At 42.0% G+C, this 15,255-nt stretch carries 10 protein-coding genes and 1 pseudogene; 1 reads left to right on the top strand and 10 read right to left on the bottom strand.

Features of this window, described 5'->3' with window-relative positions; translation table 11 throughout:
- The 7 genes and pseudogenes from gltB to MED121_RS07845 form a co-directional block, all read right to left on the bottom strand.
- Positions 1-2,342: pseudogene (gene gltB / locus MED121_RS07875) on the bottom strand (glutamate synthase large subunit); the annotation flags it as partial.
- Between the two features lie 469 nt (positions 2,343-2,811).
- Positions 2,812-4,416, bottom strand: a complete 1,605-nt coding sequence (locus MED121_RS07870; RefSeq protein ID WP_009833124.1) for an AAA family ATPase — start codon at positions 4,414-4,416, stop codon at positions 2,812-2,814.
- A gap of 43 nt (positions 4,417-4,459) precedes the next feature.
- Entirely contained in the window at positions 4,460-5,560 is a 1,101-nt protein-coding gene (gene aroB, locus MED121_RS07865; protein WP_009833123.1) for a 3-dehydroquinate synthase, read from the bottom strand.
- The gene (aroK, locus tag MED121_RS07860; RefSeq protein WP_009833122.1) at positions 5,561-6,103 is read right to left on the bottom strand and encodes a shikimate kinase AroK; all 543 of its coding nucleotides are present in this window, start codon (positions 6,101-6,103) and stop codon (positions 5,561-5,563) included.
- Positions 6,104-6,145: 42 nt separating this feature from the next.
- Positions 6,146-7,318: a type IV pili biogenesis protein PilQ gene (locus MED121_RS07855; RefSeq protein ID WP_009833121.1), complete on the bottom strand. Its 1,173-nt coding sequence runs from the start codon at positions 7,316-7,318 to the stop codon at positions 6,146-6,148.
- Positions 7,308-8,228 carry a hypothetical protein gene (locus MED121_RS07850; protein WP_009833120.1) on the bottom strand — a complete coding sequence of 307 codons (921 nt, stop codon included), beginning with the start codon at positions 8,226-8,228 and terminating at the stop codon, positions 7,308-7,310. The genes MED121_RS07855 and MED121_RS07850 overlap by 11 nt, the downstream gene beginning before the upstream one ends.
- Positions 8,200-9,228: a hypothetical protein gene (locus tag MED121_RS07845; RefSeq protein ID WP_036178966.1), complete on the bottom strand. Its 1,029-nt coding sequence runs from the start codon at positions 9,226-9,228 to the stop codon at positions 8,200-8,202. The genes MED121_RS07850 and MED121_RS07845 overlap by 29 nt, the downstream gene beginning before the upstream one ends.
- A gap of 364 nt (positions 9,229-9,592) precedes the next feature.
- Between MED121_RS07845 and MED121_RS07840 the strand changes: the two genes are divergently transcribed.
- A complete protein-coding gene (locus tag MED121_RS07840; protein WP_009833118.1) occupies positions 9,593-12,052 on the top strand; it encodes a penicillin-binding protein 1A in 2,460 nt (819 codons plus the stop codon).
- Between the two features lie 655 nt (positions 12,053-12,707).
- Here MED121_RS07840 and MED121_RS07830 read toward each other — a convergent pair.
- From MED121_RS07830 to rpmE, 3 genes are all read right to left on the bottom strand, one after another.
- Positions 12,708-13,970 carry a malic enzyme-like NAD(P)-binding protein gene (locus tag MED121_RS07830; RefSeq protein WP_009833116.1) on the bottom strand — a complete coding sequence of 421 codons (1,263 nt, stop codon included), beginning with the start codon at positions 13,968-13,970 and terminating at the stop codon, positions 12,708-12,710.
- Positions 13,971-14,171: 201 nt separating this feature from the next.
- Positions 14,172-14,981: a thermonuclease family protein gene (locus MED121_RS07825; RefSeq protein ID WP_009833115.1), complete on the bottom strand. Its 810-nt coding sequence runs from the start codon at positions 14,979-14,981 to the stop codon at positions 14,172-14,174.
- A gap of 22 nt (positions 14,982-15,003) precedes the next feature.
- Entirely contained in the window at positions 15,004-15,219 is a 216-nt protein-coding gene (gene rpmE, locus MED121_RS07820; RefSeq protein ID WP_036179641.1) for a 50S ribosomal protein L31, read from the bottom strand.
- Positions 15,220-15,255 lie beyond the last annotated feature (36 nt).

The raw sequence follows: 15,255 nt of genomic DNA, 5'->3' as shown, positions 1-15,255 counted from the left end.
TTGCTCAATTGGCTTACGTTGTTTCCAAGCATTTACAGCAATGCGTGCTTGCTCTGCTTGGAAGTCAGCAAATTTGGCACTTGAATACGGCTCGCAACCCCTTTAAAGCAAAGGTCGATTACCTCTTCTGCCAAACCAACTGCTTCAAATAACTGAGCACCACGATAAGACGCCATGGTTGAAATTCCCATCTTAGATAGGATTTTCATCAAACCTTTGTTTATCCCTTTACGGTAGTTTGAGTGACAGCTAATTGGGTTACCTAGCACTTCACCGTTGTCTATCATGTCGTTGATTAAACGGAAGCTTAAATAGGGGTAAACCGCTGTAGCACCAAAGCCAAGTAATACCGCAAACTGATGAGGGTCACGGGCAAAACCAGTATCACAAATAATATTAGTATCACAACGCAAACCAGATTGAGTTAGATGGTGATGCACAGCACCTGTCGCCATTGGCGCAGGAATTGGCAACATACCTTTTTCGATATCACGATCTGAAAGAACAACAATCACAGCACCATTCAATACGGCTTCTTCAGCCCCAACTTGCAAGTTTTTAATCGCTTGCTCTAGGCTGATTTCATCTGGATTGTAATTAGTATTTAAACGAGCCAAACGGAAGCGGTAATCATCCATTGCCAATAAACGGCTGAACTTACGCGGCGACAATACAGGTGAAGACAAGATAATACGGTTTGCATGTTTTGGCGTTTCTTCAAACAGGTTGCGTTCACGGCCTATACAGGTTTCCAACGACATAACAATAGATTCACGAAGTGGATCGATTGGTGGGTTAGTCACCTGAGCAAATTTTTGTCTGAAGTAATCAGTAACAGGACGGGTGCGACTAGACATAACCGCCATTGGGGTATCATCCCCCATGGAACCTGTCGCTTCATGGCCACTTTCTGCTAGCGGGCGGAAAATTTGCTCACGCTCTTCAAAGCTAACTTGGAACATTTTTTGATATTCCAACATTTCTTCAGAAGTAAAGTGTTCAAACTCTTGCTTAGATTCAACCAGTAGTGATTCGATTCGAATCGACTCTTGCTTCAACCATTTTTTGTAAGGGTGAGCAACTTTCAAACGATTATCGATATCCGCTGTATGCAATACCTTACCCGTTTGAGTATCAACAACTAACATTTGTCCAGGGCCAACTCGCCCTTTGGCAACCACATCTTCAGGCTTGTAGTTATAGGTACCAATTTCAGATGCTACAGTCATGTAGCCGTTTTTGGTCATCACCCAACGTGCAGGACGTAGACCATTACGGTCCAGCATACACACAGCATGACGGCCATCAGACATTACCAAGCCAGCTGGGCCATCCCAAGGTTCCATGTGCATAGAATTATATTCATAGAAAGCACGTAACTCAGGATCCATGTTTTCCACGTTCTGCCATGCTGGCGGAATGATCATACGTGCAGCACGGAAAATATCCATACCACCCGTTACTAATAACTCAAGCATGTTATCCATAGAAGAAGAGTCAGACCCTGTGGTGTTAACCAAAGGCTTTAATTCTTCCATTTCAGGAATCAGAGGTGATAGTAACTTACTCGAACGCGCCAAAGCCCAGTTACGGTTACCATCAATCGTATTGATCTCACCATTATGAGCCACCATACGAAATGGTTGTGCTAAAGGCCATTTAGGCAAGGTGTTAGTAGAGAAGCGTTGGTGAAAAACACAAATGGCTGTCTGCAGACGCTCATCACCCAAATCCTTATAAAAAGAAGGTAGGTCAACTGGCATCATCAAACCTTTATAAGACAGAACCTTGTCAGATAAAGAGCAAACATAAAAGTTTTCGTATTGTGTTAATGCAATTTCAGCGCGGCGGCGAGCCACAAAAAGACGGGTTGCAAACGTACGGGCATCCATACGGTTACTATCAATGATCACTTGCTCGATACGAGGCAAGCAGTCTATTGCGATTTGACCAAGACAAGCAGGATCAGTTGGCACTTCACGCCAACCCACTAGCTTAAGCCCTTGATCTTTTAATGTTTGACTTAAAACATCGCGCTGTTCATTTGCCAGGGCTTCTTCCTGATCCAAGAACACCATACCCACACCATATAAATCCGATAAGGTGTGATCAAATAGCTTATAAGCTTCTTCACGTAAAAACGCATCAGGCTTCTGAATTAATAAACCACAACCATCACCTGTTTTGCCATCTGCCGCGATACCACCACGGTGTGTCATACAAGTTAATGATTCAATGGCTGTTTTCAACAAATCGTGACTTGCATCGCCTTCCATATGAGCGATCAAACCAAAGCCACAGTTGTCTTTGAACTCACCAGGACGGTAAAGACCTGTATTCATACGCCAACTCCCACAAAATATAAACGTAAAAAACGAGATTAGAATTCTTTGAAGGTATCGCAGACTGACTCGCAATACCTTTATGCTAGCTGACCGACTCACTTTTAAAATGAGATTGACGGCCACTGAAAATTGCCAGCTGTAAATTGACGGCCATATTACCTCGCAATCTCTAATCGCTCAAATTAGCAAAATCAAAGTTTCTGTTATTTTATAGGGATTTAAGGGTGATTTAATGACAGAAAGCAGCAAAACAAAGCATTTTATCTGGTGAGCTTTTTACTCAGCAGGAAATTCCTCTGTTCGAGCAGTTTTTTTAGTGGAAAATGGTTTTTTCGAGTGTTTTTAGAAGATATTTGCTTATTTTGTATAAATGAAGGGCGCTTTTGATTAAAAACAGCTCAATTTTGGTGCACAAAGCAGTTGATAGCCCTGTTTTGAGCAAAGATTTAGAGAATTAAAGGCAAGATTACTGAGCTTTTCGAATATCCTGCTGAATTCCACGTAACCCTCTAGCCCAAGGGGTTAAAGCACGTAAATCTCGGGGTAGATCCTCAATTCCAGCAATAGCTTGGCTTCGATTACGATAAAGACCATACACAACAACAAACCATTCCCTACCATTATGGATAGTTTCAAAGTAGGAAAGACCATCTAGACTGCCTTGATCCCGGATAAAATCCTGTACGGTAGACAGAGTATGAGTACCAAGCAGCTGTAAGGTATAACGATTAGGGTTCTGACTCAGCAGCCAAGTGGTTTTATCAAACCTATCTGAATTACTCGTATTCGTTGTTGTTTCTTGCTGAACAGGCTTCGCCACAACAGGAGCCTGTGTTCTCGTTGCAATAGGAGCAACAACGACAGCACTTTGGCCTGTAGAGGTTTTCACACTTGGAGTCACAGGTTTGGCAGTGCTTCCTGCCGTAACACTTGTTTGGCCCAATGCCTTAGTTGCTAAGGATTTAGTCGTATCAGCTAAGGTTGGAGTTGACTGTGTTGGCTTAGGAAGTGTTCTTGCATCCATTGGGATAGGCGGTAAAGAAAGCGCTTTGTTACTTTCCAACCCTTTTTGGACTTGTTCAATTTTTGCGATCGTTGAAGAAGTTCTTGTTTGATTGCTACTTAATTGGGTATTACTGGTCAAGGGAATGACCTTACCTGTTGATGTTGCAGGTTTAGAGTCAGAGTCATTGAAGATAACGGTGATTAGAATTGCCAACATCACAACGGACAAAAGCGCCATGTGTACCAATGGAAAACCTAAACCAAGCCCTAAACTAAAGTTAAACTTAGCTTTTTCAGTATCTTTTCCCATTAAGCGTCTTGCAACTTGGTTTATCGCTCCTGGGTAACCGCCAGACTCTTGAAAAATGGCTTTGATTTGACGCTCAGTAAAGGGGATATTGATCTCACCACCTATGCTACGCACCCTATGCAAGAGATAAGCTTGAGTTTGCTCAAAAGTATAAGGCGATAAAACTTGAGAATGACTTAGTTGATCGAAGCGTGATTTTTGGTATGTATCAAGGTTGCGTTGAATCGGCTGCTCACTGAATAACACCACATGAGGAACAGCCTGATTCTCATTAGCCAATGCGATCATGTCTAATAACATAGTCACTGCATCGGTATTTAACTCATGGGCATTATCAATTAATAATAATACGCTTTGACCTTGCTGCTCCCTATCCTTAGCGAACTTTAATAAAGGCCCAAAACTGGTATCTATGGTTAAGCCACTAACACCATCAGGGAAGCCTTTATAGATATTTTCCAGTAACTGGCCTGCTGTCATTAGCATGCCACCTTTAACTCTACTAATGATGGCAATATCAGACTGCTGGCGAGCGAACTCTTCCATAAAGGCGGTTTTACCACTGCCTTTATTACCTTCAACAACAAACAACATAGAACTGTAACGACTAAGATGTTCTAACAGAGCAAGTTGTTGATTTCGCTCTTCAGTTGCAAAATAAGGAGCCGAAATTGAGGCAAAGGGATCTCTCAGCATAACCTTCGGTTGCTGATCTAATGCTTCATCCAAATCAAACTGAAAATTTGATTCAGCCATGCTTCCCCTTGCTAATCCACTGCAATACGTTATCCAATATTATTTATGTTAATGCGTGGCTGGATTCTAACGCATCATTTACACCTTCTTCAAACATTGCCATCTCAAAGTCTGATGTGACCCTTGCCTCGCCTAGTTGGTTAAGTAAAACCAGACGTAAACTACCATCAAGCACTTTTTTATCTACCAGCATGCAACGCACAAAAGATTCAAGTGTCATTTCTGTCGGAGGTAAACAAGGAAGGCCAGCCGCTTTTAAGATCGCTTGACTGCGCAAAAGATCTTCATTATTTAAGTTGCCCATGCGCCATGATAAGTCCAACGCCATCATAGTACCTGCAGCAACAGCTTCGCCATGAAGCCAAACACCGTACCCCATTTCAGTTTCGATCGCATGACCATAGGTATGACCTAAATTCAAAATCGCCCGTATTCCATTTTCTTTTTCATCCTGCGCAACCACATTGGCTTTAGCAGCACAAGATCGATAAATCGCGTCAGTAATATGGTCTTGGGATAATGCCATCAACGAATCCATATTCGCTTCCAGCCAATCAAAGAACTCAAGGTCACAAATCATGCCGTACTTGATTACTTCCGCCATCCCCGCAGATAGCTCCCTTGCTGGCAAAGTATGCAAGGAGTCGGTATCTATAATAACGGCTTGGGGCTGATGGAAAGCCCCTATCATGTTTTTACCTAACGCATGATTAACACCGGTTTTTCCGCCAACAGAGGAATCAACTTGTGACAACAAAGTGGTGGGAACTTGAATAAAATTAACCCCTCTTTGATAGGTCGCGGCAGCATAGCCTGCCATATCACCCACAACACCACCACCTAATGCAATAATGGTTGTAGTACGGTTATGACGAACTTCTAACAACCGTGTCATGATCATTTCGTAAGTGGTCAAAGTTTTATACTTTTCACCATCAGGCAAGATACAAGTATCTACTTGATACTCATCACCCAGTAATGAAACTAAAGCATCCAAATACAAAGGCGCAATGGTTTCATTAGTGACTATCATGACCTGTTTGCCAGAAATTGCATCGGCAAATAACTCTTTTTTCTGGCGTATTCCAGCGCCAATATAAATCGGGTAACTACGATCACCAAGATCGACATTCAAGGTACGCATTTAAGAAGCACTCTCTTTTTTCAAATGACGCTTAATCGCATCTAATACTTTATTTGCTACAACTTTGGGATTACGTGAATCAGTTTCTACCACAAGTCCCGCTACATCTCGGTATAGAGGGTCACGAGCCTTAAATAGATTTGTTAGAATTTGCTTCGGATTACCATTTTGTAATAGTGGTCTATGATTGCTTTTAGAGGTTCGAGTCAGCTGCTGTGAAACAGAGGCATAGAGATAAACAACCAAGCCACCTTGACGTAAGATATCTCGATTTTCATCCAGCATTACAGCACCACCACCAGTCGCCATGACAATAGCGCCATATTCTTTAGTTAGTTCCTGTAATGCTTGGGTTTCACGACGACGAAAACCCTCTTCGCCTTCTTTATCAAAAATCCAAGGGATATCCGCCCCTGCATTTTCTTCAATAACTCTATCGGAATCAAAAAATTCACGACCTAAAGATTGTGATAACAAACGACCAATCGTCGTTTTTCCAGCGCCCATTGGGCCCACTAGAATTATATTGGGGGCAATAATCATTATGTTCAAATACATCAGAATTAAACAGAGTTAGGCTATAGCCTAGTAATAAGACATTTGTAGCAGTTTTGGCGTAATAAATACAAGTAATTCGACTTTTTCTTGCCTTTGAGCTTGATGGCGAAACAAAGCACCAACGAAAGGCAGGTCTCCGAAAAAAGGCACCTTACTGGTACTCTCCCACACTTCATCTCGATAAATTCCACCTAACACTAGCGTTTCTTGGTTTCCAACTAGGACCTGCGTATTTATTCGATTTGTTTCTATGCTAGGCACACCATTATACATTTCACCAACGGCATCTTGGTAAATTTTCAAACTTAGCTGGACTTTATCACCCTGCTTTACAAACGGAATCACTTCTAAGGTTAATCCCGCTTGTTTAAACTCAACATGCGTGCCTTCATCATCAGATGTTTGATATGGCACCTCTGTGCCTGACTCAATCTTTGCCATCTGCCCTTCTGCGGTGACAATTTTAGGTTCAGAGACGATATTCGCTAAACCGTTAGACTCTAAAAAGCTTAGGTTAAGGGCAAGCAGGTCATCACTTTTTGCCACCGCAAAAGACAAGCCAGAAGTAGAGCTTGTTGTGGCTAAATCGACTAAACCAGAAGCTGTTGATAGGGTATCCCCTGCTAATTGCCCTTGCCATTCAACCCCTATCTGACTTTCAACTGCATTTTGTACTTGAGCAATACGCGCACTAATTTCAATCTGCCTCAAAGGAGAATCTAACCAACGAACCATTTCAAGTAATTGGGGGCTTGCATGGCAATCTTGGCTAATAATGGAATTGGTCCGATTATCATAAGAAAGTACTAACTTAGGGTACAAAATTTTTAAATGTCGGCTGACATCCTCCGCTAACGCATGCTCAATATGCCAAAACTTCGCTTCGCATCTTTCTTTTACTGGTTTTGAATCAAGGCTTTTTGCTTTTTTCGGCATCAGTACCGCGGTCTCTTCTGCCCAAGTTAATGTCAGCTCATGTTGAGCAGCAATAAATCCCATCAAGTCTCGCCAGTTAACATTTCTTAGGGACAAACTCAGATTCGCATTAATAGCAGGGTTAAGGATCAAACTATTGTCCGTTTGAGCTGCCAACCAAGGAAGGAAATCTTGAATATCTTTATCTTTAACCTGCACATCCATGGCATAGAGGTAAGAGGACTGAAGCCATAGAATCAAACAACACCAGGCTTTAAATCTCATCCTCCTGCTCCCCATATATCATTGATACGCTATCTAATTGCTCTATTTTAGACGCGGTATTATCTAGATTAGAGAGTGTCACGCCTTCAAAATTAGCAAGGTTTAAATAAGGTATCACTAAGTCAGAACGCTCCAAGTCCGCCTGCCTTGTTGCTGATACTTGCTGACGAAATACTGCTTTATCCGCATCTAAGGTCACAAGATTAGCTGCCAATTCAGGCACCCAATCACCTTGGGTTAAGGTTAAGCTAGACTCTCCAACCCTCAGCTTTAAGCTGCGTTTATCGTGCCAGCTCAATGCCGCTTGCACTTCTATCTCTTTTGGCCAATTTCTATAGCCCCTGCGTGCTAATAGGGAATATTTTTTCAAGGCTAACTTTTTAGTCACTAGCTGCAATTCCAAGCGCACATCCAACAATCCAGAAGCAAGCCAATAAATATGTTCTGACTTAGGCCGTAAGGAATATTCATCAAATAAACGATTTAAGATTTTGCTCCAATCTTGATAACTGGCAACACCTTTTAATGAAATGTAATAAGTCAGAAGAGGCGCTTTTGACGACCTAGCGCCTTCTTTTAAATTAGTCAAAGAAGGATGCTTAGCGTTGTGTGTCTCTGCTTGCCAAGTTAGCCAGGTAAAATCAGCCAACCAAGTTGGTTTTTCGGTTTGCAGAATAAGTCGCTGTAGGGCTTGGTCACGCTTCATTAGTTGTACTTGATTAAGCTGTAGTTTTGCTTTTTTCGCCTCTAATTGGGTAAAGCTTGGATACCAACACAGCCCAGCTAACACTATGCTTAAACAAATAGTCACAGGACTCACAACGGGCCATTTTAAATCCTGATAATGGGCAGAAAAGCCCACTAGCTGATCACTCACTCTTCTAGTATTTCTGTATTTGAATAACCACATTTAGAACACTCCTTGTTCTATTATTTTGATTGTCCATCTCTTTTGAAAATAGGGTTAGAGGCTGCAACCATTCATCTTTAAGCAGTAGCTGATAACCTTTCCATTTACTTTGCCATAAGGGATAAATTGTAAGTAGGCGCTCACTACTTAAAGACAAACCTAATCGCGTAATATCATTTTCACTGACAATTGAATTGACCCTTATATCTAAAGGCAAGGACTGAAGTAGCTCTCTGGCAACCTGCGCAGATTCATTGTTTTCAACTTTTGTAAGACTTGAAGTGCTGCGCTTCACCTGTTGCAAACCAAGCTCTGCTCGGGCAAGTGACTGCTTTTCTGACTCATAAAGGTAAAGCAGCAGGAGTTGTGACATGAAAGTTAAGCACAAAAGCAACAACCATGATTTCGCATAACGCTTTAAATATGGTTCGGGCTTCATCTTAGGTTTGAGGCTTAACTGCTCAAGATCAGTAAAGCGATTTGGTCTGACCTTATCATCTGCTAAAAGCGCAAGACAATCCTGAGCAGGTATGATCCCTTTAAAGCGCAGGGGCTTTTGTAAGAAACCAGATGCTAAGTCGAAAATCCTTTTAGGCGCACTTGCAACTTCTATTTGCCAATCATGATTTGGTTCAGAAGTAATACGATATCGGTAACAAACAGAGTTTGGAGCCAAATGGCTTACCTCTGACGCTAACGCCAAAGCCGCTAGGCTTTTTACTTGATGAGAATTAGTGAGGGGGATACGACTTTCAATAGACCTTAACCAGAAATCAGGAACAACCATAAAAAAATGGCAAAATGCATTCTTTACAACCTCTTGTTTTTGAGTCTCCAGCTCATCAATCTGATCACAGTAGTCATCAATACTTAGATTCAAGTCTTGCAAGCTAGACATAGCATGAAGCAAGTCTTCTTCTAACTGTTTGCCTTTTTGCACATAAAAAAATTTCATGCCCTTGGGCAAAGGCACCAAGAGGCAATATTTCGTTAACAACATCATCCATTCCTTGAATTTTGTGTTAAATCATTATCAATCAGCACCCATCCATAGGTGTCATCCCGTTAACCTAAAGCAATTGATAAATCACTCTAGGTACTATTAAGCACCCTAAAATTTAGTCCATTCAAGTGTATAAAACAAAATTAGCTTGAAACCCAGTTTAGAAACTGAGATTTAGCGAAACACATAAAACACGTCCCAAATTTCATTATTGAGTTAGATTACATTTTTAAGGCAAAAAAAAGACACGAATTTGATACAGAGACAGGTAAACTTATTCCCCTCAAACAGGTCACAATTAGGTATAATCTGACTTTGTTTTTATCCAACTTTTTATGATTTTCTCCAACCTAGGTGAGACATGGCCCGCTTTTTTAAAATTTTCTTATTATTATCTTTGTTTGGCGCTGTCTCAGCTGTAGGCATTTCTTATGCTTTTTATAAAAGCGTTGAAGATAAAATCCCTAGCGTTGAAGAAATGCGAGCAACCGAATTACAGGTACCTCTGCGTATTTACACCTTAGATGGCAAACTCATCGAAGAGTTTGGTGAAAAGCGTCGCACCCCCATTTCCTATGAAGAAATCCCGGCTATGTTAGAAGGTGCTGTGCTTGCCGCCGAAGACAGTAATTTCTATGGTCACCCTGGTGTCGACATTATGGGTTTGGCACGTTCAGCGCTGCAAATTCTTACCACAGGGCATATTGTCGGCGGTGGTAGTACCATCACAATGCAAGTTGCGAGAAACTACTTCCTTACCTTTGAGCAAACCTTCGTCCGTAAATTTACCGAAATCATTATTGCGCTAAAAATGGAGCAAGAGCTCTCCAAACAAGAAATCCTTGAGCTCTACATGAATAAGATTTACTTAGGTAAAAGTTCCTATGGTTTCCAAGCCGCGGCGCAAGTGTATTACAACACCACATTAGATAAGCTAAATTTGGCACAAATTGCCATGATTGCCGGTTTACCCAAAGCGCCTTCAAGCTTTAACCCTATCAACCGTCCTTCCCGTGCCTTGATTCGTCGTAACTGGATTTTACAGCGCATGCTTTTCCTTGGCATGATTAATAAAGACAGCTACGAAGAAGCAGTAGCCGCTCCGATTACCGCTAAGAACTATGGTATCCAATCTGAAGTCAGCGCTGATTATGTGGCTGAGATGGTGCGTGCAGAGTTATTCCAAACCTTTGGTAAAGCCCTTTATGAAGAAGGCATGAGCGTTTACACCACCATAGACTCTCGCTTACAAGAGTCTGCTAACGACGCAATTCTCTTTGGCCTTTCAAGTTATGACGAACGACATGGTTATCGCGGCTCAGATGAGACCCGTCCTGACCTTGTTGAAGCACAGCTAGAAGAGCAAGTTAAAGAGCTGAAGAAGTTCTCTAAAGTTGGCAAATGGCAATCGGCTTTAGTGCTATCGACTGAAGAAAAAACCGCAGAAATTCGCCTTGATAACGGTGAAAGAGTAGAGCTTAGCTGGAATGCAATGAAATGGGCAAAACCCTTTATTGATAATGACAAACAAGGAAGCAAACCAAAATTAGTACAAGATATTTTGGTAAAAGGCGATATTATTCGTGTCAAACCTGACAGCAAACTTGGTTGGAAGCTTTCTCAAATTCCATTAGCACAAAGCGCGCTTATTTCATTAAACAGCAAAAATGGAGCCATTCAGTCCTTAGTGGGCGGCCTTAACTTTAGCCATAACAAATTTAACCGTGTGACTCAGTCTAAACGCCAACCTGGCTCTAGTTTTAAACCTTTTATCTACTCTAGCGCGATTTCATCTGGTTATAGCGCGGCGAGCATTATTAATGATGCGCCAGTGGTCTTTAACGACCCTAACCTTGCCAGTGCTTGGCGTCCGACGAACGATGGCGGCAAGTTTTATGGCCCCACTCGAATTCGCCAAGCCTTGTATCGCTCACAAAATATTGTATCAGTAAGATTGCTGGACGAAATGGGAGTGAGGCCAACGCTTGAGTTCCTGCGTCGTTTTGGCTTTGATCCACAAGAGTTACCCAACAACCTGTCCTTATCGCTTGGTAGTGCTAACTTATCTCCCTTACAAATTGCCACAGGTTACGCTGTCTTATCTAACGGCGGTTTCCAAGTTAAGCCTTATATTATCGACAAGGTATTAGGCCGTGATGGTGAGGAATTATATCGTTCCAGACCTATTACTGTGTGCGAACGTTGTACACCACTTGAGCTTGAAGAAGAAACAGAAGCGTCTCTAGCAAGTGCCCTATTCGACACAGATGAAGGGGTTCAAACCCTGCCCGTTGCTCCTCAGGTGCTAGACCCAGAAGTGGATTACATCGTCTACGACATGATGCGTGATGTGATTAAATACGGTACTGGTCGACGTGCCCGTGTACTTAAGCGCGATGATATTGCAGGTAAAACCGGTACCACTAACGATGGCCGTGATGCTTGGTTCTCAGGCTTTAATGGGGAGGTTGTTACCACCGTATGGAGCGGCTTTGACAACTCACAACCGCTTGGCCGTGGCGAATGGGGCGGGTCAGTTTCATTACCAACTTGGATCGAATATATGCGTGATGCCTTGGCCAATACCGAGCCCTCTTACATCGACAAACCCTCAAGCCTAGTCACAGTGAGAATCGACCCTAAAACGGGAGAGCGCGCGCAACCTGGCCAAAAAGATGCCATCTTTGAAGTCTTTCGCGAAGAGAATGTACCTGAAATTAAATTAGCCAGTACCCAAACCGGCACCATTAGTTCTGATAATGCCGGTATTAATGAAATCATTGAAGCCAAAGAAGAGCCTATTTTAGAAGAGCTTTTCTAATTCAAATTAAATTCCCCCTCTCCTAAAACCCCTTACCCACACCTTGTTGAAACCTTCAACAAGGTGGTCACTTACTAACAAACGTTAAAGAAGAGGATGGCAGCGAAGGCGAAAAGGCTTTTCACAGCAGCATCCTCGCTTTAAATGCCCAAGAGCCCGCTGTTAAAATCATATTTAGGCCCCTAAAACCAGACCTCAAAATGAATAGATCACACTAACATTAGTGATCTAATCGCTTTACCTTCTCCTATCCCTAGCCCTAGTTCTATTCATATCCCTATCCCAATCCCAATCTCTAGCCTTGGTCCGTTTAGCAACAGATTGCAACTTTTTAGAGGGTTTATTTTTCACTCCCCCCCAATCTTTTCGGCTAAAAAAGTTCTTGAAGGCGAGGCCTAAGCCTTTTAAGAGGATAGGGAGGTTTTTAATATACTTATTCATCTTCACTTTGGCCTCCATGCCCACTCACATTAATAACAGAGCCTTGAACGCTCGCTCAAGCTGTTTATCTGAGCCCTTTATATAAGTACCTGAGATAAATCGCAAATTTGTTAAGCATGCATCAATTACTCGGCCTATAGCCTAACGTTCTTTTTCTATAGACATAAAAAAAGCCGGATCTAAAATCCGGCTTTTTCAATACCTAATAACAGACTTAGAAGCGTTCTAGATCTGTTAGTGGGTAGAAGTCAGGGTAAGGTAGAGACGCTACACCTGAATCAACAGCAGCTTGTGCAACAGCACCAGATACAACAGTCAATAGACGGCTATCTAGTGGCTTAGGCAAGATGTAAGCCTTACCAAATTCCATTACTTCGCCATTGTAAGCAGCAACAACTTCAGCTGGCGCTGGCTCTTTCGCTAGATCTTTAAGCGCGTGAACAGCCGCAACTTTCATTTCTTCGTTGATCTTAGTTGCGCGAACATCTAAAGCACCACGGAAGATGAATGGGAAGCCAAGTACGTTGTTTACCTGGTTAGGGTAGTCAGAGCGACCTGTTGCCATGATTAGGTCATCACGTGTTGCGTGAGCTAATTCTGGGCTAATTTCTGGATCAGGGTTAGAACAAGCAAAGACAACTGGGTTAGCAGCCATTTTTGTTAGTTGCTCTGCAGACAATAGGTTAGGACCAGATACACCGATAAATACATCAGCGCCATCAATTGCATCGTCCAGAGTGCGCTTATCAGTATCGATAGCGAACATTGCCTTGTATTGGTTTAGGTCATCACGACCAGAGTGGATCACACCCTTACGGTCCAATACATAAATGTTTTCACGTTGCGCACCACAGCTGATGATAAGCTTCATGCATGCAGTCGCAGCAGCACCCGCGCCTAGGCAAACAATTTTAGCGGTTGCTATGTCTTTACCTTGCAGCTCTAGTGCGTTTAGAAGACCCGCAGCCGTTACAATCGCTGTACCGTGTTGGTCATCATGGAACACTGGAATACTACATTTTTCGATTAACTGACGCTCAATCTCAAAACATTCAGGTGCTTTAATATCTTCTAAGTTGATACCACCGTATGTGTTCGCAATGCGAGCGACAGTATCGATAAAAGCTTGTGGGCTTTCAGATTCAACTTCAACATCAACCGAGTTAACACCAGCAAAGCGTTTGAAAAGTACGCCTTTACCTTCCATAACTGGTTTTGACGCTAATGGGCCAAGATTACCTAGACCTAGAATAGCGGAGCCGTCAGAAATTACGGCAACTAGGTTACCCTTACCTGTATAGCGGTAAGCAGTTTCAGGGTCTTTTGCAATTTCACGACAAGGTTCAGCAACACCAGGGCTATATGCTAAAGACAGGTCACGAGCTGTCTCTGTCGCCTTAGTAATAGTGACACTAAGCTTTCCTGGAACTGGGTGTTCATGATATTCAAGCGCGGCTTGTTTCAAATCTTCGGCCATTGTAATGATTTCCGTTTAGGTGTTTTTAGACAATTATTGGATTATTTTTTTATTATGCAGCAGTACTCTAACGTTATTGGCATAAAACCAATAATAACTTATCTGTATATAGTTTCTCTTTTAGAGAATAAATACCAGAATAATAATTTCAGATAGTGAAAAATGACATCACCATTATGAAATATCATACTTAGATCTTTCCTATTGTAGTACTAACAGCAAATCATTGGGGTGTTTTATTAGTAATATCCATGATTTGTGTTCGGCTTTTTTAGAGGTTCTAAAATATTGCCATCCTCGCGCTTGAAGGTGCTGCCCCTCCAGCCGAAAAACAGCTTGCTCAGACCACTGATCAGCATAAGCTTTAGGTAAATTAATGCTTAAACCCTGTTTGGTTTTAAGCCACCATCCACCTCGATTACGGGTAACAGATGTTATGGTTAGATTTGCGACAACAAAACCCGCTTGTGGCTGCCATTGTTGTGTCTTGCGCCAGACTCCAAGCTGCTGCTTTTTAGCCTGCGCCTCTGCCTTAATTAAACAAGTTTGGTATTTAATATTTGGCGGTATTGCAATTCGATAACCTAATCCATGGGATATTAACTGACTTCCAATAGAAATTCGATCAATATCAAATAAGTAGTATAAATATCGTCCATATCTGTCTCTTTTATCAGGCCCTTCTTGATAATAGATATACTCATTTTCAAATTGCTTCAAAAATTGGTAGGCCTGCCAAGCGTAGTCCTGATGCTCACCGGTTTGATGATTCAATTCGGGGGTGTTAACACCAACCAAACGAATACTTTTATCATCAGTGCCATCCTCCGCTTTTAAAATCAGAGTATCCCCATCAACAACACGTTTAACATATGCTTTTTTGAGACCATTCTGGGCGATACAGTATGGCTTCAAATCAGCATTTAAACTGGCTGCCATTAGGCTTGAGTTAAATAACAGGCATAAAAAAAGCGCCAATAAAAATTGACGCTTTTTTTGAGAGTTAATCATTCGATTAAATAATATATCAATATTACTTAGTAGAACGACGTGCTCCGAAACGCTTGTTGAAGCGATCAACACGACCACCAGTATCAAGCATTTTTTGCTGACCTGTGTAGAAAGGGTGGCATTGGCTGCACACATCAATGTGAAGATCTTTACCTAAAGTAGTGTTTAGGTTTAGTGTATTACCGCAAGTACAAGTTGCTGTAATCGCTGCATAAGTAGGATGGATATCTTTTTTCATAACGATCGCCTTAAAGTTTTGGTGTGCCGCCACTTG

The organism is Marinomonas sp. MED121 (assembly GCF_000153025.1).
Classification (GTDB): domain Bacteria; phylum Pseudomonadota; class Gammaproteobacteria; order Pseudomonadales; family Marinomonadaceae; genus Marinomonas.
The sequence above is the reverse complement of the archived record's forward strand: the minus strand, read 5'-3'. Positions and strand labels throughout refer to the sequence as shown.